The sequence below is a fragment of the Micromonospora sp. WMMD998 genome, assembly GCF_029581235.1.
In the GTDB taxonomy this organism is placed as follows: domain Bacteria; phylum Actinomycetota; class Actinomycetes; order Mycobacteriales; family Micromonosporaceae; genus Micromonospora.
Genome location: NZ_CP120740.1, coordinates 944783 through 967629, shown reverse-complemented (window position 1 = coordinate 967629; position 22847 = coordinate 944783). Strand labels below are relative to the sequence as shown.

The window sequence follows — 22847 nt, the reverse complement described above, 5'->3', positions numbered from 1 at the left end:
TGAGGGGGTCGGACGGGCTACTTGCCGGCGCCGGGGCCGCCGCCCCGGACGGTGCTGCCTCGGCCCCAGCCCCAGCTGTTGCCGACGATGCCGTGATAGCGGGGGTATGCCGTGCTCATCCGCTCCAGCAGGATCACCGAGCCGACGGCGAGCGGGAGGATCACCACCGAGTCGTCGTCGTAGCGCAGGTAGACGCCGCTTCCGTCGACGTACTGGTCGGCCGGCTGCCAGGCGTCGGTGATCTGCTTCGACACCTGGCTGGGCGACTTGTTCGAGGTGTAGGCGACCGCCTGCGAGCCGATGTCCCGCCCGGACGCCCGGGAGAAGTGGTCCTGTACGTAGCCGCGGGGCGAGAAGTTGCCGTAGAAGATCGCGAAGGCGGCGACGAGCACCCCGACGACGGCGACCGCCACGCCCACCACGAACCACCGTCGGTACGTCACAGCTCTTCCACCACCGTCTCGGTCAGGACCAGCTCGTTTGTCTGCGGATAGGCGTGCCAGGTACGCCAGGCGACCGCGCCGTCGGGCGGGTCGAGCCGGACGGCGAGCGCGGTGACCGCGTCCTCGTCGCCGGGGAACACGCCGACGAGCGCGTGCGGGTCGTCGGCCAGTTCGGCGCGGAGCGCCGCGACCCGGGTGCGCAGTCCGTCGCCGGCCGGTCGGAGCACCGTGGCGGTGAACCGGTAGCCGGTGGTCGCGTCGTGCAGCGCGTCCGGCAGGTGCGGCCGGCGGCCGGGCAGGCAGGCGACCGTCTCGGTGAGCGCGCCGGCGACGACCTGGTGGGAGGCGCCGAGCAGGCGCAACCGCAGTGGTCGACCGCCGGGCAGGTCGAGGTCGCGGACGGCGAGCGCCGGCAGTTCCGGGCCGCCGAGGGACAGGCTGAGGTCGGCGGCTCGGCTGTCGACGTACGGGGCCGCGAGGGCGATGAGCACGCTCAGTTCACCTGGTCCGCGCCGCCCTGGGGGTAGATCATCACCTCGGCGCGGCGCAGTTCCTCGCCGAGGTTGACCTCCCACCCGGCCTCGCCGTACGCCTCGAACGACAGTCGGGCCCCGCCGGGCGCCTGGTAGTCGTGGTAACGCATGGTGCCGTGCGGGTCGAGCCCCGTGCCCTCGGTCGCGGTGTAGCGGGCCTGGCCGGACTCGTCCCAGTTGTAGCGGCGACCGGCGATCTCCAGCGTCGGGGCGCCGGGCGTGACGGTGGCGCCCGGCTCGCTGGCCCAGAGCACCAGCTCCAGGTCCGGCTCGGCCTCGACGGAGAGCCAGCGCTTCACCCCACCGGCGTCGTCGAGCAGATGCTCCGCCCAGCTCCAGCCGCCCTCGACCAGGTGCACCGAGCCACGCACGGTGTACGGCACCTGGCGGATCTCGACGATGTCGCCGGGCTTGAGCGCGCGGGGGTCGCCGCGCAGCACGTCCGTGTCCCGGTCCCGGAACGGGTCACCGGGTGCCGCCTTCGGACGCGGCGTCGAGCGGGACCTGCGCAGCGCGACCACGGCGATCACCACACCGGCCACCCCGAGCAGGCACCCCAGCGTGGCCACCACGTACGCCACCGAACCGTTCATGAGCGCCTCCCCCAACGTGCATCGGCGGAGACGGTAACAACCCCGCGCACCTCACCTGAACTGCCGTTCGCTGAGTGTGGGATCAGCTACGGTCAGCATCGGACAGGCGTGCGGCGGCGTACTCACGCAGTGTCGTGCGACCCATCACGCAGCCGGAGAACGTGGTGAACTCGCCGTCGTCGCCGCGCAGCCGCTCCCAGGCGTCCCGCCCGGCGGCCGGATCGACCGATTCGAGCAGGCTCGCCGCGTACGCCTTGCCGGCTGGCGTGCCGTCGCTGAGCAACCGCTCCACCCGCTTCCGGGTCGTCTCCGGGTGCTCGCGCAGCTCCTGCTCCAACCGCCGGTACGCCTCGGTGGCGGGCAGGATCTGCCCCGCGAACCCGACCCCACCGAAGGCCAGGGTGTCGGCGTCGTCAAGCTCCCGCACGGCCTGGTCTAGTTCCCGCCTCCCGCTCATGCCCCACTATGTGCCCACCCCCACCGTCTCTCACCCACCCCCACCCCGGTGATCAAGGAGTTTGTGTCGCCTGCCGCGTCCTCGCTGACGCGAACTCCTTGATCACCGGGGCCGAGGGCGGGACGGGGGCAGCGCGAAGGCCCGGCCGGAGGGCCGGGCCTTCGTCGGGGTGGTGCGGGTCAGGCGGGGGTGACCGTCAGGGTGTCCTTGGTGGTTGACAGGTCTACCTGGACTGTGTCGCCGTCGCGGATCTCGCCGGCCAGGAGCGCCTTGGCCAGGCGGTCGCCGATGGCCGACTGCACCAGGCGGCGCAGCGGTCGGGCGCCGTAGATCGGGTCGTACCCGTGCTCGGCCAGCCAGGTCCGGGCGGCCTCGGTGGTGTCCAGGCCCAGCCGGCGGTCGGCCAGCCGGCGCCGCAGCCGGTCGAGCTGGATGTCGACGATCGCCCGCAGATCTGTGCCCTGGAGCGCGGCGAACACCACGATGTCGTCGAGGCGGTTGAGGAACTCCGGCTTGAAGTGCGTCCGGACCGTGGCGAGCACACCCTCCCGGCGCTCGTCCTCGGTGAGCGTCAGGTCGCTGATCACCGACGAGCCCAGGTTCGACGTGAGGATCAGGATGGCGTTGCGGAAGTCCACCGTGCGGCCCTGGCCGTCGGTGAGGCGGCCGTCGTCGAGCACCTGGAGCAACACGTCGAAGACGTCCGGGTGGGCCTTCTCGACCTCGTCCAGCAGGACCACCGAGTACGGCCGGCGGCGCACCGCCTCGGTGAGCTGGCCGCCCTCGGAGTAGCCGACGTAACCGGGCGGGGCACCGACCAGGCGGGCCACCGAGTGCTTCTCGCCGTACTCGCTCATGTCGATGCGGACCATGGCCCGTTCGTCGTCGAAGAGGAACTCGGCCAGCGCCTTGGCCAGTTCGGTCTTGCCGACGCCGGTCGGACCCAGGAAGAGGAAGCTGCCGGTGGGGCGGTCCGGGTCGGCGACGCCGGCCCGGGCGCGGCGGACCGCGTCGGAGACCGCGCCGACCGCCTCGGCCTGGCCGACCACCCGGGAGCCGAGCGACTCCTCCATCCGGAGCAGCTTCGCGGTCTCACCCTCCAGCAGCCGCCCGGCCGGGATGCCGGTCCAGGAGGCGACCACGGCGGCGATGTCGTCCGCGCCGACCTCCTCCTTGAGCATCGCGCCGTCGGCCTGGAGCCGGGCCAGCTCCTCCTCGGCCTGCTTCAGCTCGCCCTTGAGCGCGGGGATCCGGCCGTACCGCAACTCGGCGGCGCGTTCCAGCTCGCCGTCCCGCTCGGCCCGCTCGGCCTCGCCGCTGAGCCGTTCCAGCTCCTCCTTGGCGGTGGAGAGCTTGGTGATGTGACTCTTCTCGGTCTGCCAGCGCTCGGAGAGCGCGGTGAGCTGCTCGCGCTTGTCGGCCAGCTCCTTGCGCAGCCGCTCCAGGCGCTCGGCGGAGGCGGCATCGGGCTCCTTCGCCAACGCCATCTCCTCGATCTCCAGCCGGCGCACCGCCCGCTCGATCTCGTCCACCTCGACCGGGCGGGAGTCGATCTCCATGCGCAGCCGGGACGCGGACTCGTCGACCAGGTCGATCGCCTTGTCCGGCAGGAACCGGTCGGTGATGTAGCGGTCGGAGAGCGTCGCGGCGGCCACCAGCGCGGCGTCGGTGATCCGCACGCCGTGGTGCACCTCGTAGCGCTCCTTGAGCCCGCGCAGGATGCCGATGGTGTCCTCGGTGGTCGGCTCGCCGACGAGGACCGGCTGGAAGCGGCGCTCCAGCGCCGGGTCCTTCTCGATGTGCTCGCGGTATTCGTCGAGCGTGGTCGCGCCGACCATCCGCAGCTCGCCGCGGGCCAGCATCGGCTTGAGCATGTTGCCGGCGTCCATCGAGCCTTCGCCCTTGCCGGCGCCGACCACCGTGTGCAGCTCGTCCAGGAACGTGATGACCTGCCCGTCGGAGTTCTTGATCTCCTCCAGCACGGACTTGAGCCGCTCCTCGAACTGGCCCCGGTACTGCGCGCCGGCCACCATCGCGCCGAGGTCGAGCGAGACCAGTTTCTTGTCCCGCAGCGACTCGGGCACGTCACCGGCCACGATCCGCTGGGCCAGGCCCTCGACGATGGCGGTCTTGCCGACGCCCGGCTCACCGATCAGCACCGGGTTGTTCTTGGTGCGCCGGGACAGCACCTGGATCACCCGACGGATCTCCGAGTCCCGGCCGATCACCGGGTCGATCTTGCCGTCGCGGGCGCTGGCGGTCAGGTCGACCCCGTACTTGGCCAACGCCTGGTAGGTCTGTTCCGGGTCGGCCGTGGTGACCCGCCGGTCTCCGCCCCGGACGGTCGGGAACGCGGCGACCAGGTTCTCCTCGGTGGCACCGGCGTTCTTCAGCGCGACCGAGACCGCGCCGCCGACCCGGGCCAGCCCGGCCAGCAGGTGCTCGGTGGAGGTGTATTCGTCGCCCAGCGGCCGGGCGATCTGCTCGGCGGCGCCGATGGCGTTGACGAACTCGCGGGCCAGCGTGGGCTCGGCGAGGCTGGACCCGCGCGCGGCGGGCAGCGCGTCGACCGCGCGCAGCGCGACCCGGCGCAACTCGGCGGGGTCGGCCCCGACGGCGCGCAGCAGCCCGGCGGCGGTCGAGCCGTCGGTGTCCAGCAGCGCCAGCAGCAGGTGCCAGGGCTCCACGGTGGCGTGGCCGCGCTGGTTCGCCTGCGCGACGGCACCGGTGATGGTCTCGCGGCTCTTGGTGGTGAGGCGTTCCGTGTTCATGGGCTCCCCCGGGATCGGCGTGTCCACTGGAAACGACACAACCAGAGTTGAGTCTATTCCGCTCAACTCTACCGACGTGACCCGAGTCACACTCCGCCCGCTATCGGCCACCCGCCCGGACCAGCGGCGATCGATCCCGCCCGCGCCGGGCCCGTCACTCACGGACAGCTTCCGGGCAGCCACCGAACGATCACCCACCGATTGCGGCGTCCACCATCTCCGGCCGGAGACGTCCAGCGCTGGCGAAACGGTGGTCCGAGCGCGGGCCTCCACCCCCCGCGCCAATCGGTAATCAAATTCCGTCGGTCGGGCCGGCGCGCACGGAATCATCCGGGCACACAGTCCCGAAGATCAAATAAATACACGTATTTGTATGTGACTTTCGCCATAGCGGTGACGGGTTCACACGGCGGCGGCGGCTGTTGAATGGTCGGAGAGACCTGCACGCAATCCTGAAAGGACTGACGAATGCGTACACCGACCAGAGCGGCGTGCGTCGTCGCGACGACGGCGTTGTTGGTCGCCGGAACGTCCAGTGCGGCCCAGGCTGCCGACAAGGACGAATCGGCTCCGCTCGGCGCGCGGGGCTATTCCTCCTACCAACCGGCAGGCACGTCCTCCTATCAATCGGGACACACGCTCGCCGCGGGTGATTGCGGAGTCCGCGTCGACCTGCCGCACCCCTCCTACACGACGGCAAATCAGATTCACACCCGGGTCGAATCCTTCTGCCAGGGCAGCACGATCGTCAACAACACCATCACCGGCAAGAGCTACCGCTCCCGCTGGTACGGGTGGGAGCACATGAAGACCAAGTCGTCCGGCCCGAAGACGGCCTGGCGCGTCCGGGTGACCGTGGACGTCAACTGCGACTACGGCACCCTGCACCGCTGGCGCACCGAAGGATACGGCAGCGGCATTCTCGACGGGCAACCGGTGAGCGCCGCCGCCTACGAGGAGAACGACGACGAAATTCAGTGCGGTGCCAACAACTGACATGCGTTCGGGCACACGCCAGTGGCGTACGGCCGTCATCGCAAGAACCAGCGCGGTGACGGCCGCCGTCACGGCGGCTATTGTCACCGCTGCGTGCGGATCGGCGCCGGAAATTGCCGATCAACCGTCGGGCGACGCCATTCCGCAGAGTCCGGCGCCCTACCTTCCCGACACGCTGCTCACCGCACCCCGCAAGCCGCCACAGTCGGCCTTGGTCGTCAGCGGGAATCGCACGGTGATGCGGAGGATCGCCGTGGACTGGGCGGCCCGCGGCGGGCCGAAAGCGAGTCCACCGCGGCACGTCGACTGGCCCGCGGTGCGGCTGGCCGAGTCGACCCGTCGGGTCGTCGTCGAATTCGACACGGCGCAGTTGCCGTCCCGGGCCGTTCTCTACCGCTATCCCGAGGTCGGCGCGAACGGGATTCCTGATGAAGCCGACGGCACCGAGACGATCTGCGGCCTTGCCGAGCCGGACGCCACGTGTTCGCGAACCGGTGGCGGGGCTCAACCGGCCCGGGTGGACGTGGCAGCCGACGCCGGAGCCGGCCCCTACTGGGTCGTCCACGCCGCCTGGCCGGTGCTCGGGAGTCGCGGTCCTGGCCCGGATGTGCCGGTGGTGTCGGCATCATGGGTGATCAGAGTCGACAGGTGAGGGGACGACGTGCAGGTGGATCTGGGCAGATGGCTGTCGCTGGTGACCCGTGACTCGGTGGGATCGGCGGTGGCCAGGGTCGAGACGGTCGACCTGACCGTGCTGTCCGAACACCGCTTACACGCTGACGACCTGCTGCACTGGTCGTACACCGTCCGGCAGGGCGACGACGAGGTGCGGCGCTCCTGCGACGGGCGGGAGTTGGTGCAGCCGACAGCCGACGGGAAACCGGTGCGATCCCAGGTGCCGACCGAGCAGATCGGTGACGATCCCTGGTACTTCTACTCCTGGCCGGGGGTCGCGGACGCCTGGTTCGTGGAGATGCTGCGCCCGGTGGACCTCCTCGCCCGGACAGTGGTGTCGGCGGTGGCCGGGCCGGACGACGCGGGGCTGATCCGGATCACGGCCACGCCGATGGGCAACGAGCCCTCGCCGTACAACGGCTTCGCCCTCCCCGACGGGCGCTCGCTGCGGGTGGTCCTCGACGTCGAGCGGGGCTGCCTGCTCACCGTGACCGTGGATCGGCACGGCGGGCCGACGCTCACCCACCGCCTCACCGAGCTCACGTAGGGCGGGCGCCCACGCGGGCCGCCGGCCCGGGGACCGGCCCCGGGTAGCCTCACTGGGGTGCGAGTACGTGTCGAACAGACCGCCTTACCGGGAATCGGCGTACGTCATGACCTCATGACGGAGTCCGGCCGCCGGCTCGGCGTGGTCTCCCACCGCAGTGGCCGCCGCGACCTGGTCCTCTACGACCCGGACGATCCCGACTCCTGCCAGCACGACATACCGCTCACCGACGACGAGGCGGAGGCGCTCGCCGACATCCTCGGCGCGTCGCTGATGCTGGGTCAGCTCTCCGGGCTGCGCGAGCAGGCCGCCGGGCTGCTGACCGAGCAGATCGTGATCCCGGCCGGCTCGAAGTACGTCGGCCGGCGGCTCGGCGACACCAAGGCCCGCACCCGGACCAGCGCGTCCATCGTGGCCGTGCTGCGTCAGGGCGAGGTGAACGTCTCGCCCGACCCCACCTTCCGGTTCGAATCCGGCGATGTGGTCGTCGTGGTCGGCACCCGTCAGGGTCTCGACGGCGTCACCGCGATCCTCGCCGAGACCGATCCGGACGGCTGACCCGTATGCACGAAACCACCGTCCTGCTCATCGAGGTCGGGGCCCTGCTGCTCCTGCTCGGCCTGCTCGGCCGGCTGAGCCGCCGCGTCGGTGTCTCGCCCATCCCGCTCTATCTGCTCGCCGGCCTCGCCTTCGGGCACGGTGGCCTGCTGCCGCTCAACGCCAGCGAGGAGTTCTTCGCCGTCGGCGCGGAGATCGGCGTGATCCTGCTGCTGGTCATGCTCGGCCTGGAATACAGCGCCAACGAGTTGGTGGGCAACCTCCGCTCGGCGGCGCCCGCCGGTGTGATCGACGCGGTGTTCAACGCGCTGCCCGGTTTCGCCTTCGCGCTGCTGCTCGGCTGGGGCTGGGTGGCCGGCGTGGTGCTCGCCGGCGTCACCTGGGTGTCGTCCTCCGGGGTGATCGCCAAGGTGCTCGGCGACCTGGGCCGGGTCGGTAACCGGGAGACCCCGGTGATCCTCTCCGTCCTGGTGATCGAGGACCTGGCGATGGCCCTCTACCTGCCGCTCGTCACCGCGCTGCTCGCCGGGGTCGGCCTGGTCAAGGGCGGCGTCGCGCTCGCCGTCGCGGTGCTCACCGTGGTCGTCGTGCTGGCCGTGGCGATCCGGTACGGGCACCTGATCTCCACCGCGCTCTCCGCGAAGGACCCGGAGGCGCTCCTGCTCGGGGTGCTCGGCCTGACCCTGCTGGTCGCCGGCCTCGCGGCGAAACTCCAGGTCTCCGCCGCGGTCGGCGCGTTCCTGGTCGGCATCGCGCTGTCCGGGCCGGTCGCGCACCACGCCACCGAACTGCTCTCGCCCCTGCGGGACCTCTTCGCCGCGGTCTTCTTCGTGTTCTTCGGGCTGGTCACCAACCCGCTGGACATGCCGCCGGTGCTGCTGCCCGCGCTGCTGCTGGCCGTGGTGACCATGGCGACGAAGGTGGCCACCGGCTACCTGGCCGCCCGCCGGGCCGGGATCGCCGAGCCGGGTCGCTGGCGGGCCGGCCTGGCGCTCACCCCGCGCGGCGAGTTCTCCATCGTCATCGCCGGGCTGGCCGTCTCCGCCGTCTACCCGGTGGAGCCGAAGCTGGCCGCGCTCGCCACCGCGTACGTGCTGATCACGGTGGTGACGGGTCCGCTGCTCGCCCGGTTGCCGGACACGCCGTGGTTCAAGCAGTGGCTGCGCCAGCGCGCCGCCGCCACCCGGGCCGCCACCGCCGTACGGGCGAGCGACTGACCCCGGCCGGGCCGGATCGGCGACTCAGCCGGTCCGGCCCGAAGGTCGGGCCGAAGGTTGTCAAATTGATCCCGGGAAGGTCTACCACTGCTCCACCGAACCGCGTTAACGTGTCGCCCCAGCAGCCAGGATTTGCGGGTGGCGAGCGGCGCACCCGCCGGGGAATGCGGAAGGTCGGCCGGTGAGCGTGCGGGAAGAGACGTTTCACGGCTTCGCCAACCCCGTCGATCCCTCGCCCGCCGAGTTGCGGGCCTGGGCCTACCAGCCGGACTCGGTGCCGCTGACCTCGATGCCGCCGGACTGGGACCTGCTGGTCGCCGGTGACCACCTGGTGCAGACGCTGTTCGAGCTGGCCATGGATCAGAACTGTCCGGCCCGCCGGTTCGCGCTCCACTGCCTCTACATCTATGCCGCCGACGGCATCCGGACGAACTTTCGCGCCCACCCGAAGCGCCGCTTCCGGAAGCTTGTCGAGCAGTCCGAGCGGTCCGGCGACGACCTGATGCGCAACTGGGCGCACAACAGCCGGGTGCTGCTCGCCCGCCCGGATCTCTTCGTCTATCGGGACTGGTGCGAGGGCGGCCTGGTCCGCGAGAACCGCCGCCTCTGACCCACCGCCGCCAACCTCATGATCACGGCCGACCACCCGTCTCGCCGATCTTGGACTTGTGGTGCCAGTGTATGTCCGCTTCATGCGGATAGGCGAGGTGCCACAACCCCAAGATCGGCGCGGGTAGCGGGCCGGGGCCCCCCGTGGGTCCCGGCCCGCACGTCGGCGGACCGTCAGGTCGGTCCGCCCTGCTTCCTGCGCCGTTCGTCGTCCCTCGCCCGGTCCACGCCGTGGTCGGTCTGGTCGGCGAAACGCCCTTCCTTGACCTTGTCGCTGAAGCGGCCCTCGGTGACCCGGTCGAACCGCTCCCGAACGTTCTCGGCCACCTTCTCCAGGCGTTCTTCCGCGCGCTCGGCCACCTTCTTCGCCGGTTCCGTCATGGCTCCCCCCGCCAGCCGGGATTCCGTTTCATGGCTTTTGTCGCTGAGGAGAAGCGTAAGGGAATCCGTCCGCCTTCACCCCCACTTTCCGCAACCTCCGCCCCGGCCGGGACGGGTGGAGAGTGGCAGGGGCGGAAGCGGCGGAAGGCCGGCACCGCCCCGGGAACACCGGGGCGTGCCGGCCTCCTTCTGCCGAGCACGAGCAACGAACGCGGGCCGCGAACAACGAGCGCGAGCAGCGAACGGCGAACGTCAGCGGTCGGGGGTGCGGCGGGGGCGCCACACGACCAGCGCGGTGGAGGTGCGGTTGGTGGGCACCAGGTCACCGCGGGCGAAGCCACCGAGCGACTCCAGCTCGGCGATCCGCCGGTACGCGGCGTCCAGCTCGGCCTCCAGCCGGGCCACCCGCTGGTGTGCCTCCTCCAGCAGCCGCTCCAGCCCGATGATCCGCTTGACGCCGGCCAGGTTGATGCCGTCGTCCTGACTGAGCCGCTGCACCTCGCGGAGCAGCACCACGTCCCGGACGCTGTACCGGCGACCGCCACCGGTGGCCCGGCCGGCCTGCACCAGGCCCAGCCGGTCGTACTGACGCAGTGTCTGAGGGTGCATGCCCGCCATCCGCGCGGCCACCGAGATCATCAAGATCTTGGCCTCATAGGCCGGGTCACCCGAACCGACGTACTCCTCCGACATGCCCGCTCACCTCCGCTGCCGCCGTCAACTGAATCGACGTACCCGCGCTTCGAGATGTTCCCGCGCGGCGGGCGGGGTCTGCTCCGCGAAGGTCTCCAGCGCCGCCCGCGCCTCGTCCGAGACCGTCGCCGGGACCACCACGTCGAGCGTGACCAGCAGGTCACCGGCGCGGCCGTCCTTGCGTACGACGCCCTTGCCGCGGGCGCGCAGCACCCGCCCGGCCGGAGTACCCGGCGGCACCCGCAGGGTCACCGCGCCGTCAAGCGTCGGGACCCGCAGGTCGGTGCCGAGCACGGCCTCGGCGTACGTGATCGGGACGCTCAGGGTGAGATCGTCCCCGGTGCGCCCGAACAGCTCGTCCGGACGAACCTTCACCTGCACGAACAGGTCGCCCGCCGGGCCACCCCGCTCGCCGGGCTCGCCCCGGCCGGCCAGCCGGATCCGCTGCCCGTCGGCCACCCCGGCCGGGAAGCGGACGTTCAGCGTGCGGGTCTTGGTGACGCCGCCGGTGCCCTGGCACTCCGGGCACTTCTCCTCGACGACCGTGCCGACGCCCTGACAGTTGCGGCACGGCTCGGAGAAGCTGAACGACCCCTGGTTGCGGGTGGTCACCCCGGCGCCGTGGCAGACCGGGCAGGCCACCGGCTGGGTGCCCGGCTTCGCGCCGTTGCCGTGGCAGGTGTCGCAGATGCCGGGGGCCCGCAGCGTCAGCGGCAGCGTGACGCCACGGACCGCGTCCCCGAAGCCGAGCGCCACCTCGGTCTCGACGTCCCGGCCCCGGGACGGGCCACGGGCCCGGGTCCCGCCGCCGGCGCCGCCGCCAGAGAAGATCGTGCTGAACAGGTCGGTGAAGCCGCCTCCGCCGAACCGGGTGTCGCCGGCGCCGGGGCCGCCACCGCCGAACAGGTCGGAGACGTCGAACGGCGCGCCACCCGGTTGGCCGGCGCCCCGGGCGCCGCGCCGGAATGCGCCCGAGCCGAACAGCGACCGCATCTCGTCGTACTCGCGTCGCTTCTTCTCGTCGCCGAGCACCGCGTACGCCTCGGAGACGGTCTTGAACCGCTCCTCGGCCTTGACATCACCGGGGTTGTGGTCCGGGTGCGACTCCCGGGCCAATTTTCGGTACGACTTCTTGATGTCGTCCGAGGAGGCGGACTTGTCCACGCCCAACGCGGCGTAGTAGTCCTTCTCGATCCAGTCCTTGGAACTCACCGGTCCACCCCCTTCCACGGGTCGAATCCCGGTCGTCCCGCCCACCCGGTGGGGGCGGGCGGGACGTCACGGGTCGGCACTACTCCGGTTCCGCGACCGCGACCATGGCCGGCCGCAGCAGCCGCTCGCCGAGCTGGTAGCCCCGGCGCATGACCTGCACGCAGGTCGGCTCGGTCACGTCGGTGGACGTCTGGTGCGCCACCGCCTCGTGCCGGGTCGGGTCGAACGGGTCGCCCTGCTCGCCGAACGCGGTCAGGCCGAACTTGCCCAGCGCGGCGGTGAGCTGCTCGGCCACGCTGCCGAACGGACCCACCAGGTCGCCGTGCTCGCGGGCCCGGTCCAGGTCGTCGAGGATCGGCAGCAGCGCGGTGAGCACCCCGCCGGTCGCCTGCTCCTGGACCAGGTTGCGGTCCCGGTCGACCCGCTTGCGGTAGTTGGCGTACTCCGCCGAGACCCGCTGGAGGTCGCGGGTGCGTTCCTCCAGGTCGGAGCGGAGCGACTCCAGTTCGGCGCCGAGCGGCTCCGCCTTTCCGCCGCCGGTCTCCTCGTTCGGCTCGGCCGGCGAGTCGACCACGGGCGGCCCGGGAACCTCGTCCTCGCCGCCGATCTCGTCGACCACGACCTCGGCCTCTTCGACCAGGCCCTCGGCGGGCGCATCGGCGGCGGCGTCGGCCGCCGAGGCGGCGTCCGCCGGCTCCTCGGTCACCTTGCCGAGCTTGCGCTTGTCGCGGATGACGACCCGCGGCTCGTCGCTGGCATGCTTGCCGGCGCCCGCGGAGCCACCCGGCGCCGACCCGGTGGAACCCGGGTCGGCCGCTCGTGGCTTGTCCGTCATGCGGTTACCTCATCCCTGTGCGGTGCGAGTCGTGTCGGGGGACCGATGTCACTTCTTGTCCTCGTCCACGATCTCCGCGTCGACCACGTCGTCGGCGCCGCCGGCCTGGGGGCCGCCGGTCGCGCCCGCACCCGCGCCGGCACCCGGTCCGGCCGCGCCGGGAGCACCCGGCTCACCCTCCTGCTGCTGGGCGTAGAGCAGCGAGCCGGCCTGCTGGGACACCTGCGCCAGCTTCTCGTGCGCGGCCTTGATCTTGTCGATGTCCTGGCCGCCGAGGGCGCTGCGCAGCTCGCCGAGCGCCTCGTTGAGCTGGTCGCGGTTCTCACCCGGCAGCTTGTCGCCGCTCTCGGCGAGGAACTTCTCGGTCTGCCACTGGAGCGCCTCGGCGACGTTGCGGGTCTCCGCCTCCTCACGGCGACGCTTGTCCTCGTCGGCGTGCTCCTCGGCGTCCCGGCGCATCCGCTCGATGTCGTCCTTCGGCAGCGAGGAGCCGCCGGTGATCGTCATCTTCTGCTCCTTGCCGGTGCCCAGGTCCTTGGCGTGCACGTTGACGATGCCGTTGGCGTCGATGTCGAACGTGACCTCGATCTGCGGCACGCCGCGCGGCGCCGGCGGGAGGCCGGTCAGCTCGAAGGTGCCGAGCTTCTTGTTGTAGGCCGCGATCTCCCGCTCACCCTGGAACACCTGGATCAGCACCGACGGCTGGTTGTCGTCAGCCGTGGTGAAGACCTCGGAGCGCTTGGTCGGGATGGTGGTGTTGCGCTCGATCAGCTTGGTGAAGATGCCGCCCTTGGTCTCGATGCCCAGGCTCAGCGGGGTCACGTCGAGCAGCAGGACGTCCTTGACCTCGCCCTTGAGCACGCCGGCCTGGAGGGCGGCGCCGACGGCGACGACCTCGTCCGGGTTGACGCCCTTGTTCGGGTCGCGGCCGGTGAGCTGCTTGACCAGGTCGGTGACGGCCGGCATCCGGGTCGAGCCACCGACCAGGATGACGTGATCGACGTCGGAGACCTTGATCCCGGCGTCCTTGACGGCCTGCTCGAACGGGCCCTTGCAGCGGTCCAGCAGGTCCTGCGTCATCCGCTGGAACTCGGCGCGGCTCAGCGTCACGTCGAGGTGCAGCGGGCCGGCCGAGCCGGCGGTGATGTACGGCAGGTTGATGTTGCTGGTGGTGGCCGCGGACAGCTCGATCTTGGCCTTCTCGGCCGCCTCCTTGAGCCGCTGCATGGCCATCTTGTCCTGCGAGAGGTCGATGCCGTGCTCGCCGCGGAACGTCTTCACCAGGTGGTCGATGATCCGCTGGTCCCAGTCGTCGCCGCCGAGCTGGTTGTCGCCGCTGGTCGACTTGACCTCGACGACGCCCTCGGCCAGCTCCAGCAGCGACACGTCGAAGGTGCCGCCACCGAGGTCGAAGACCAGGACGGTCTGCTCCTTGGAACCCTTGTCCAGGCCGTACGCCAGGGCGGCGGCGGTCGGCTCGTTCACGATCCGCAGCACGTTGAAGCCGGCGATCTCACCGGCCTCCTTGGTGGCCTGGCGCTGCCCGTCGTTGAAGTACGCCGGGACGGTGATCACCGCGTCGGCGATCTGCTCGCCCAGGTACGCCTCGGCGTCCCGCTTGAGCTTCATCAGCGTCCGGGCGGAGATCTCCTGCGGGGTGTATTTCTTGCCGTCGATGTCGACGGTCCAGTTGGTGCCGATCTCCCGCTTGACCGAGCGGATGGTCCGGTCGGGGTTGGTCACCGCCTGGCGCTTGGCGACCTCACCGACGAGCACCTCGCCGTTGCGGGCGAACGCGACGATCGAGGGAGTCGTACGCGAGCCCTCGGCGTTGGCGATGACGGTGGGCTCACCGCCCTCGAGAACGCTGACGCAGGAGTTCGTCGTGCCGAGGTCGATGCCGACCGCACGTGCCATGTTCGCTTCCTCGCTTCGTAACGGGTGAGCAGGTCGGATGGCCTGCCCGGCAGGGTCGCCCGGAGGCGGCCGCGCCATAAGTTGAGTGAACTTGACTCAATAGTGCCACGCCTCCGGCAAACCGCAAGTCGGGGTTGAGTCGACTCGACGCAACCTGACCGTTATTACCGTCCGGTTGTCTTACCTTGCGTCGGTCGGGCACGCTTTAGCGGTGACGACGCATGGCGATTCCGCCACCCGTGCCGGCGCGCCCGCCGTCGCAGCCCGCACCGGATCCACCACCGGCGACGACCAGACCGCCGGCCTGCCCGCCGCGCTCACCGGGCTGCGGGCCGCGATCGACGCGGCTCGCTTTCCGCTCGCCCTCCCGTCGGCCGAGCCGGCCCGGCAGGCGGCCCGGAGCCTCACCGACCAGCTCGACGACTACCTGCTGCCGCGGCTGGCCCGGCTCGACGCCCCGCTGCTCGTGGTGGTCGGCGGCTCCACCGGCGCCGGCAAGTCGACGCTCGTCAACAGCCTCGTCCAGGCGCGGGTCAGCGCGGCGGGTGTGCTCCGCCCCACCACCCGGTCCCCGGTGCTGGTCTGCAACCCGGCCGACGCGGCCTGGTTCCGCCAGGGCGATCTGCTGCCCGGCCTGACCCGGACCACCGGCCCGAGCGAGCATCCCGGCACCCTGCAACTGGTCACCGCCCCGGCGCTGCCGCCCGGCCTGGCCTTCCTCGACGCACCGGACATCGACTCGGTGGTCGACGCCAACCGGGCGCTCGCCGGGCAACTGCTCGCCGCCGCCGACCTGTGGCTGTTCGTCACCACCGCGGCGCGCTACGCCGACGCCGTCCCCTGGGAGCTGCTGCGCGGCGCGCGCGCCCGGGGCACCGCCGTCGCCATGGTGCTCGACCGGGTCCCGCCCGAGGCCGTCGACGAGGTCGCCGCCCACCTGTCGGAGATGCTGGCCGCCCAGGAGCTGGGCGCCGCGCCGCTGTTCGTGCTGCCGGAAACCTGGGTGGACGGGCAGGGGCTGCTGCCCGACCGGATGACCGCGCCGTTGAGCGGGTGGTTCGCCCGGCTCGCCGGTGACGCGGAGGCCCGCTCGGCGGTGGTCCGGCAGACGCTGGACGGCGCGCTGGCCGCCCTGCACCCGGCGGTGGAGGCGATGGCCGACGCCGCCGACGAGCAGGTGGCCGCCGCCGAGGCGCTTGACGAACGGGTCCGGGCCGCCTACCGGGGCGCGGAGCGGACCGTCGACCAGGGGCTCAAGGACGGCCGGCTGCTCCGCGGCGAGGTGCTGGCCCGCTGGCAGGAGTTCGTCGGCACCGGTGAGTTCTTCCGTGGCCTGGAGGCACGCATCGGCCGGCTGCGCGACCGCGTGGTGGCGGTGGTCACCGGACGACCCGCCCCGGCCGCGGAGCTGCGTACGGCGATCGAGTCCCAACTGGTCACGTTGCTGCGCGGGGTGGCCGCCGAGGCGGCGGAGAACGCGTACACCGGGTGGAAGGCCCATCCGGCGGGCGCGGCGCTGCTCGAACCGGAGTTGGCGCACGCCTCGGCGGACCTGCCCGCGCGCGGCGAGCAACTGGTCCGCGACTGGCAGCGTGGGGTGTTGGAGCTGGTCCGCGTCGAGGGCGGCGACCGGCGGTTCGTGGCCCGCACCGCCGCCTACGCGGTCAACGCCACCGGCCTGATCGTGATGATCGGCGTCTTCGCCTCCACCGCGTTCATCCCGACCGGGCTGGAGGTCGCCGCGGGCACCGGCACCGCGGTCGCCGGACAGACCGTGCTCCAGGCCATCTTCGGCGACCAGGCGGTGCGCGACCTGTCCCGCAAGGCGCGGGCGGACCTGCTCGACCGGGTCGGCGCGCTGCTGGCCGAGGAGGCGGACCGCTTCCTGGCCCGCACCGAGGCGGCGCGCCCGACCGCCGACGCCGGTGGGACACTGCGCCTGGCCGCCGTGGCGGTCGAGCGCGCCCGGCACCGCAGCGGCCTCGCCTCCGCCGCCGGCGCGCTGCCCACCACCGAGCAGGACGGTCGCCCATGAGCGCCAGCAACATCGTGGGACGGATGCGTGAGGCGTTCCGGGCCGACCAGCGGGTCGACCCGGACGTCCTGATCGCGCGTCTACAGGCGGTCCAGCGGTTCCTCGCCGCGGTCGACGGCGAGGTGCCGGACGCGCAACTGGTGGCCGGGCACACGGTGGTCGAGCGGGCCGGTGACCGGCTCGCCCTCTCCGGCCGGCACACCGTGGTCGCCCTCGCCGGAGCGACCGGCAGCGGCAAGTCGAGCCTGTTCAACGCCCTGGCCCGGATGGACCTCTCCCCGGTCGGTGTCCGCCGGCCCACCACCGGCATGGCCCACGCCTGCGTGTGGGGGCCGCTCGACGGCGCGGTCCGGCTGCTCGACTGGGTCGGGGTGTTGCCCCGGCACCGGTTCGTCCGGGAGAGCCCGCTGGACGGCGACGACGAGTCCACCCTGCACGGCCTGGTCCTGCTGGACCTGCCCGACTTCGACTCGGTGCAGCACAACCACCGGCTCGAGGTCGACCGGCTGCTCGGCCTGGTCGATCTCGTGGTCTGGGTGGTCGACCCGCAGAAGTACGCCGACCGGGTGATCCACACCAGCTACCTGCGCGAGTTCCACCGGCACAAGGACGTGACCGTGGTGGTGCTCAACCAGGCCGACCGGCTGCCCACGACCGAGCTGCCCACGGTCCTGGACGACCTGCGCCGGCTGCTCGACGACGACGGGCTGGGCGGGGTGCCGCTGCTGCCCACCGTCGCGGTGGACCCGGCCGGGTTGTCGGGGCTGCGGGCCGAGTTGGAGAAGACGGTCGCCGAACGGCAGGCCGCCCTGCGCCGGCTCTCCGGCGACGTGGACGCCGTGGTGGCCGACCTCGAACCGCTTGTCGGGCCGGAGCCGCCGGGCACCCGGCCGGGTGACGCCTCGGCCCAGGAACTCACCCGGGCGCTGGCCGGGGCGGCCGGCGTGCCGACCGTGGCCAACGCGGTCCAGGCCGCCTACCGGCACCGGGCGGCGAGCAGCACCGGCTGGCCGCTGGTGCGGAGCTGGCGGAAGCTGCGCCCCGACCCGCTGCGCCGGCTGCACCTGCCCGGGCGGGATCCGCAGGCGCCGGCCGAGAGTCTGGTCGCGGCCACCTCCGTACCCGATCCGACCGCCGCGCAGCGCTCGTCGCTCAACCTGGCCATCCGCGCGGTGGCCGATCGTTCCAGCACCGATCTGCCGGAGCCCTGGCCGACCGCGGTGACCGCGGCGGCCCGGTCCCGGCTGACCGAGCTGCCGGGCGCGCTCGACCACGCGGTCGCCGCCACCGACCTCGGCATGGACGGTCGTCCGGCCTGGTGGCGGATGGTCGGCGGGATCCAGTGGCTGGTCACCCTGGCCGCGCTGGCCGGGCTGCTCTGGCTGGTCCTGGGGTACGCGCTGCGCTTCCTCGGCCTGCCGGCGCTGGAATACCCGAAGCTCGGCGAGGTGCCCTGGCCCACGGTGTTGCTGCTCGGCGGTCTGCTGGCCGGGCTCCTGGTGGCGGCGCTGACCCGGCCGGTGGTCGGGTGGGCGGCCGGACGGGCCCGCCACCAGGCCGAGCAACGCCTGCTCACCTCCGTCGGCAGTGTCGGCGAGAAGTATGTGTTGGATCCGGTCTGGGCGGTGCTGGCGCGCTACGGCGCGGCGCGGGACGCGCTGCGGGACGCCGCGCGGCGCTGAACCCGGCGCGCTGGCCGATGTGGTGGCCGGCGGTGCGGCGTAGGGTCGATGCATGGCCACGCCACAGACCCCCTACGACGCGGTGTTGCACGCCGCGCGCGACGTGACGAGGCTCGACTCCGCCCTGGACGCGGAGATGCTCGGCGCCGCGTTGCTGGGCAGCGTCTACGCCGTCGCGGAGCACGACCGCGAGCAGGCCGTCCGCGATTTCGTGGCCGGCTTCCTCGCCGCCACGTCCCGCCGGCGCAGCGCCGCCGCGACCACCATCCGCGCCGTCTTCGCCAGCCTGGTGCCGGACGCCGAGGGCGCCGCCCGGGTCCGGCCCGGCGCGCACGCCCCGGCGTGGGCGGCCCAGCTCGGCCGGGTGCGCCTCACCGGCACCTGGGCGTACGGCGACGTGTACGGCGACCAGACCTCCTACCTCGCCACGTTCGCCTACGACGACGAGGAGCAGGGCGGGCCGGAGCACGCCCTGGTGGCCCTCGTCGACCACAACATCGGCATCACCAAGGACGTGTTCGTCGGCGGTCCGGCGACCCGGATCGTCGAACAGGCGCGGGAGATCTGCACCGAGGATGAGCTGACCTGGTTCCGCACCGAGGACCCGACCCGGATGCACGCCGAGGTGACCCGCCACCTGGCGGTCACCGACGACCTCGGCGAGCTGCCCGCCCAGGGCTCGCTCGCCACCGACCGCGCCCTGGTGGGCGCCCGGCTGGCCGCCCTGCCCGGGCTGACCCCGCCGGCCGGCCCGACGCTCGTGCCACCGATCACCGACGAGGAACGGACCCGGCTGGTACGCGCGTTCCTCGACGCGCCCGAGTCCGCCCGGTTCGGCCTGCCCGCGGTGGCCGACGGCGAGTTGGCCTCGCTGCACTTCTGCCTGGGCCTGCTGCTGGACCACGCGGCGAGCTTCCCGGACGCCGACCCGATGCGGTGGAGCCCGATGGTCGTCGAGTTGTTCCTGCTCGACTGGGTGCACCGCCGTGCCGTGCTCGACATGGACGACGCCGCGATGCTGCCCCGGGTGCTGCGCGCGTGGGCGGCCTACGCGGCCCGGCAACGTGGGCTGTCGCAGTCCGCCGCGGCCCGGACGGACGAGGCGATCACCGAGATGGTCCCCGAGTTCGCCCGGCTCTACAGCACGGGTGAACGACGCAGTCCGGCCACGGCGGCGGTGGCGCAGCTCATGGCGGACGGGGTGGACCCGGACGACCCGGAGGCGCTGCACGCCTGGATCGAGGCGAACCGGCACCGCCTCACCGACGACTCGGCCTGACCCGCTACGGCGTGCCGGACGGCTCCGGTGTGGGCTCGGCGGACGCGCCGGACGGCGCGGGCGCCGGCTCGGACGAGCTGCCGGACGGCTCAGGCTCAGGTTCGGGCTCGGCGGACGTGCCGGGCGGCTCGGGCCCGGGTTCGGCGGACGTGCCGGACGGCTCGGGGACCGGCTCGGACGAGCTTCTGGTCGGCTCGGGGACCGGACTCGGTTCGGGGGTGGCCGGGCCGGAAGGTGACGGCGAGGGCGAGGGCACCGGGGACGGTCGCGGTGGCCGGACCGGCATGGGCCGGGTCGGCACGGGCGGGGGCGGCGGCGCGGTGGCCGGCCGGGACCGGCGGATCGAGCCGAGGTCGCTGTCGTCGGGCCGGTCCGGCGCGGCGGGGAGCACCGGGCGCGGGGGTTCGGTGGCGGTGGGGCCGACCGCCGGCGTCGGCGCGGGGATCGCCGGGGGCCGGGTCGTCCGTGGCAGCGGAATGACCACCGGCCCGACCGAGGGGGTCGGGATGAACGGGGTGCCGAGGTCGGGGAGCGCGCTGTTTCCCACGGTCGCCGAGCCGGTGCTGATCGCGGCGAGGATCGGCATCGACGCGGTGCCGGCGAGCAGCGCCACGGTCAGCAGGTAGCCCCGGCTGGGGGCGCCGGCGCCGGGGGCGCGGTGCGCGCCGACCAGCCGGCGGTAGTGGGCGGCGGGCAGGGCCCGGTGCCGGCCGAGGAAGGGAGTACCGGGAGGACCCTCTGGCTCGGACACCTGGCACGCTCCTCGTAGTGTCGACGGGACGGAAGAGCGCGCACGGATATTAGGACAAATGACCCGAAACGGCTCGCTGTCAGCTTGACGTAGTGACGGTCAGTTCACCAGCCGCCACCGCGTGTCGGCACACAATTTGTCCGTCCACCCGGGTGCGATCTATCCGACAAAAGCATCGATGCGTCACGAACGCGATGGAACCTCACTGGGAGGGGAGGCCATACTGTGGGCCCGCTCACCTCCTCTGCAATCATTCAGGCACGACGGCAACGCAGCCGCCACCTCCGCGCACCCCGCGGCTGGTGCGGTACGGCGCCGGCGCTCCCGGGCCAGGGTCCCCCGACGGGCGGACCCCGGCTCACGCCGCGCGGCAACCCTCACCGGGGCTAGGCGCGGTCGCCAGGGACCGACCCGGCAGCAGCCGGGCGGGCGCACGAGGTGCGCGGCTCGGGTCACCCCCGGCGCGGCGCAGACAGACAGGGAGAGACGGATGGCAAAGGGCGACCCCGGGGCCGCCACCCGCAGCAAGCGGGCCGCACCCCGTACCAGGCGCGCCGCCGCGACCGGCGAACCGGAACTCGTACAGTTGCTCACCCCGGAGGGGGAGCGGATCGAGACCGCGCTCGGTCCGGACGGGACCGAGTACCGCGTCGACTTCACCGACGAGGAATACCGCGGGCTCTACCGCGACCTCGTCCTGGTCCGCAAGCTCGACGCCGAGGCGACCGCCCTGCAACGCCAGGGCGAGCTGGGCCTGTGGGCCAGCCTGCTGGGCCAGGAGGCCGCGCAGGTGGGCTCCGGCCGGGCGCTGCGCAGCCAGGACATGGCCTTCCCGACCTACCGGGAGCACGGCGTCCTCTACTGCCGCGGCATCGACCCGATCATGCCGCTCGGCCTGTTCCGCGGCGTCGACCAAGGCGGATGGGACCCGAACGAATTCAAGTTCAACATGTACACGATCGTGATCGGGGCGCAGGCCCTGCACGCGACCGGGTACGCCATGGGCGTCGCCATGGACGGCAAGACCGGCGGCGAGGACGGCGAGGCGGTGATCGCCTACTTCGGTGACGGCGCCACCAGCCAGGGCGACGTCAACGAGTCGTTCGTCTGGGCCGGCGTCTTCAACGCGCCGCTCGTGTTCTTCTGCCAGAACAACCAGTACGCCATCTCTGAGCCGCTGGAGCGGCAGACCCGGGTCCCGATCTACCGGCGGGCCGGCGGCTTCGGCTTCCCCGGCGTCCGGGTGGACGGCAACGACGTGCTCGCCTCGTACGCGGTGACCCGGCACGCGCTCGACATCGCGCGCAACGGCCAGGGCCCGTCCCTGATCGAGGCGTACACCTACCGGATGGGCGCGCACACCACCTCCGACGACCCGACGCGCTACCGGATCGCCAGCGAGGTCGAGGCCTGGCAGGCCAAGGACCCGATCGCCCGGATGAAGGCGTTCCTGACCCGGCAGAAGATCGCCGACGAGTCGTTCTTCACCGAGGTCGACGAGCAGGCCCGCGCCGAGTCGGTGCACCTGCGCGAGCGGGTGCTCGACATGCCCGACCCGCAGCCGGTCAGCATGTTCGACCACGCCTACCCGCACGGTTCCCCCGAGGTGGACGAGCAGCGGGCCCGGTTCACCAGCTACATGGAGTCGTTCGAGGGGAGCGCGCACTGATGGCCACGGAGACGCTCACCCTCGGCAAGGCGCTCAACACCGGCCTGCGGCGGGCCCTGGAGAACGACCCGAAGGTCGTCATCATGGGCGAGGACGTCGGCAAGCTCGGCGGCGTGTTCCGCATCACCGACGGCCTGCAGAAGGACTTCGGCGACCAGCGGGTGATCGACACCCCGCTGGCCGAGTCCGGCATCATCGGCACCGCGGTCGGCCTGGCCATCCGCGGCTTCCGGCCGGTCTGCGAGATCCAGTTCGACGGCTTCGTCTACCCGGCGTACGACCAGATCGTGTCGCAGGTGGCGAAGATGCACTACCGCTCGCAGGGCAAGGTGCGGATCCCGATGGTCATCCGGATCCCGTACGGCGGCGGCATCGGCGCGGTCGAGCACCACTCGGAGTCGCCCGAGGCATACTTCGCGCACACCGCCGGCCTCAAGGTGGTCACCTGCGCGAACCCGCAGGACGCATACGTGATGATCCAGCAGGCCATCGCCTCGGACGACCCGATCGTCTTCATGGAGCCGAAGCGGCGCTACTGGGAGAAGGGTCCGGTCGAGCTGGACGCCCCGCTCGCCGAGGCGTACCCGCTGCACAGCTCGCGGGTCGCGCGGCCGGGCACGGACGCCACCGTGCTCGCGTACGGTCCGATGGTGCGCACCGCGCTCGACGCGGCCACCGCCGCGGCCGAGGACGGCCGGGAGTTGGAGGTCATCGACCTGCGTACGCTCTCGCCGCTGGACCTGTCCGCCGCCTACGAGTCGGTGCGGCGCACCGGCCGCTGCGTGGTCGTGCACGAGGCCCCGGGCAACCTGGGCCTCGGCTCGGAGATCGCGGCCCGGGTCACCGAGGAGTGCTTCTACTCCCTGGAGTCCCCGGTGCTGCGGGTGACCGGCTTCGACATCCCCTACCCGGCCGCCCGGGTGGAGGAGGAGTACCTGCCCGACCTCGACCGGGTGCTCGACGCCGTCGACCGCACCTTCGGCTGGTGAGCGGC

General features: G+C 72.3%; 22 protein-coding genes. 11 read left to right on the top strand and 11 right to left on the bottom strand.

All coding sequences use genetic code 11. From position 1 onward, the window contains the following. Nucleotides 1-17: 17 nt before the first annotated feature. The 5 genes from O7619_RS04515 to clpB form a co-directional block, all read right to left on the bottom strand. On the bottom strand, nt 18-443 hold the full coding sequence (locus O7619_RS04515; protein WP_282285881.1) for a DUF4247 domain-containing protein: 426 nt from the start codon (nt 441-443) through the stop codon (nt 18-20). Continuing rightward, nucleotides 440-934 (bottom strand): DUF2617 family protein, encoded by a 495-nt coding sequence (locus O7619_RS04510; protein WP_282285880.1) that lies wholly within the window; start codon nt 932-934, stop codon nt 440-442. The genes O7619_RS04515 and O7619_RS04510 overlap by 4 nt, the downstream gene beginning before the upstream one ends. A gap of 2 nt (nt 935-936) precedes the next feature. Continuing rightward, nucleotides 937-1569 carry a DUF4178 domain-containing protein gene (locus tag O7619_RS04505; RefSeq protein WP_282285878.1) on the bottom strand — a complete coding sequence of 211 codons (633 nt, stop codon included), beginning with the start codon at nt 1567-1569 and terminating at the stop codon, nt 937-939. 82 nt (nt 1570-1651) lie between these two features. Continuing rightward, nucleotides 1652-1996, bottom strand: coding sequence for a hypothetical protein (locus O7619_RS04500; protein ID WP_282285877.1), 345 nt, complete (start codon nt 1994-1996; stop codon nt 1652-1654). Nucleotides 1997-2205: 209 nt separating this feature from the next. Then, complete coding sequence (gene clpB, locus O7619_RS04495; RefSeq protein ID WP_282285875.1) at nt 2206-4797, bottom strand: ATP-dependent chaperone ClpB; 2592 nt, start codon at nt 4795-4797, stop codon at nt 2206-2208. 468 nt (nt 4798-5265) lie between these two features. Between clpB and O7619_RS04490 the strand changes: the two genes are divergently transcribed. The 6 genes from O7619_RS04490 to O7619_RS04465 all read left to right on the top strand — a co-directional run bounded on the left by O7619_RS04490 (nt 5266) and on the right by O7619_RS04465 (nt 9400). Continuing rightward, a complete protein-coding gene (locus O7619_RS04490) occupies nt 5266-5793 on the top strand; it encodes a hypothetical protein (protein ID WP_282285874.1) in 528 nt (175 codons plus the stop codon). Nucleotides 5794-5848: 55 nt separating this feature from the next. After that, complete coding sequence (locus O7619_RS04485; protein WP_282285872.1) at nt 5849-6445, top strand: hypothetical protein; 597 nt, start codon at nt 5849-5851, stop codon at nt 6443-6445. Nucleotides 6446-6454: 9 nt separating this feature from the next. Beyond that, the gene (locus O7619_RS04480; RefSeq protein WP_282285871.1) at nt 6455-7015 is read left to right on the top strand and encodes a hypothetical protein; all 561 of its coding nucleotides are present in this window, start codon (nt 6455-6457) and stop codon (nt 7013-7015) included. A 57-nt stretch (nt 7016-7072) separates the two neighbouring features. Next, a complete protein-coding gene (locus O7619_RS04475) occupies nt 7073-7573 on the top strand; it encodes a cation:proton antiporter regulatory subunit (protein WP_282285870.1) in 501 nt (166 codons plus the stop codon). A 5-nt stretch (nt 7574-7578) separates the two neighbouring features. Continuing rightward, nucleotides 7579-8790, top strand: coding sequence for a cation:proton antiporter (locus O7619_RS04470; protein WP_282285869.1), 1212 nt, complete (start codon nt 7579-7581; stop codon nt 8788-8790). A 181-nt stretch (nt 8791-8971) separates the two neighbouring features. Further along, nucleotides 8972-9400, top strand: a complete 429-nt coding sequence (locus O7619_RS04465; RefSeq protein ID WP_282285868.1) for a hypothetical protein — start codon at nt 8972-8974, stop codon at nt 9398-9400. A 173-nt stretch (nt 9401-9573) separates the two neighbouring features. Here the strand turns inward: O7619_RS04465 and O7619_RS04460 are convergent, their stop codons facing one another. From O7619_RS04460 to dnaK, 5 genes are all read right to left on the bottom strand, one after another. Next, a complete protein-coding gene (locus O7619_RS04460; protein ID WP_282285867.1) occupies nt 9574-9780 on the bottom strand; it encodes a hypothetical protein in 207 nt (68 codons plus the stop codon). Nucleotides 9781-10032: 252 nt separating this feature from the next. After that, the gene (locus tag O7619_RS04455) at nt 10033-10473 is read right to left on the bottom strand and encodes a MerR family transcriptional regulator (protein ID WP_281585683.1); all 441 of its coding nucleotides are present in this window, start codon (nt 10471-10473) and stop codon (nt 10033-10035) included. A 24-nt stretch (nt 10474-10497) separates the two neighbouring features. Then, nucleotides 10498-11685: a molecular chaperone DnaJ gene (dnaJ, locus tag O7619_RS04450; protein ID WP_282285866.1), complete on the bottom strand. Its 1188-nt coding sequence runs from the start codon at nt 11683-11685 to the stop codon at nt 10498-10500. Nucleotides 11686-11764: 79 nt separating this feature from the next. Further along, the gene (gene grpE / locus O7619_RS04445) at nt 11765-12520 is read right to left on the bottom strand and encodes a nucleotide exchange factor GrpE (protein WP_282285864.1); all 756 of its coding nucleotides are present in this window, start codon (nt 12518-12520) and stop codon (nt 11765-11767) included. A gap of 48 nt (nt 12521-12568) precedes the next feature. After that, a complete protein-coding gene (gene dnaK, locus O7619_RS04440) occupies nt 12569-14437 on the bottom strand; it encodes a molecular chaperone DnaK (RefSeq protein WP_282285863.1) in 1869 nt (622 codons plus the stop codon). Nucleotides 14438-14648: 211 nt separating this feature from the next. Here dnaK and O7619_RS04435 point away from each other — a divergent pair, with 211 nt between their 5' ends. The 3 genes from O7619_RS04435 to O7619_RS04425 are packed head-to-tail and all read left to right on the top strand — an operon-like array spanning nt 14649 to nt 19433. Further along, nucleotides 14649-16472 carry a GTPase domain-containing protein gene (locus O7619_RS04435; protein ID WP_282285862.1) on the top strand — a complete coding sequence of 608 codons (1824 nt, stop codon included), beginning with the start codon at nt 14649-14651 and terminating at the stop codon, nt 16470-16472. Beyond that, nucleotides 16469-18154: a GTPase gene (locus tag O7619_RS04430; RefSeq protein ID WP_282285860.1), complete on the top strand. Its 1686-nt coding sequence runs from the start codon at nt 16469-16471 to the stop codon at nt 18152-18154. Before O7619_RS04435 ends, O7619_RS04430 begins: the two co-directional genes overlap by 4 nt. Nucleotides 18155-18206: 52 nt before the next feature. Next, complete coding sequence (locus O7619_RS04425) at nt 18207-19433, top strand: hypothetical protein (protein ID WP_282285858.1); 1227 nt, start codon at nt 18207-18209, stop codon at nt 19431-19433. Between the two features lie 4 nt (nt 19434-19437). Here O7619_RS04425 and O7619_RS04420 read toward each other — a convergent pair whose 3' ends face one another. Continuing rightward, a complete protein-coding gene (locus O7619_RS04420; RefSeq protein ID WP_282285856.1) occupies nt 19438-20184 on the bottom strand; it encodes a hypothetical protein in 747 nt (248 codons plus the stop codon). Between the two features lie 490 nt (nt 20185-20674). On the opposite strand from O7619_RS04420, the gene pdhA reads away from it, so the two are divergent. After that, complete coding sequence (gene pdhA / locus O7619_RS04415; protein ID WP_282285854.1) at nt 20675-21853, top strand: pyruvate dehydrogenase (acetyl-transferring) E1 component subunit alpha; 1179 nt, start codon at nt 20675-20677, stop codon at nt 21851-21853. Next, nucleotides 21853-22842: an alpha-ketoacid dehydrogenase subunit beta gene (locus O7619_RS04410; RefSeq protein WP_282285852.1), complete on the top strand. Its 990-nt coding sequence runs from the start codon at nt 21853-21855 to the stop codon at nt 22840-22842. The genes pdhA and O7619_RS04410 overlap by 1 nt, the downstream gene beginning before the upstream one ends. Nucleotides 22843-22847: the final 5 nt, after the last annotated feature.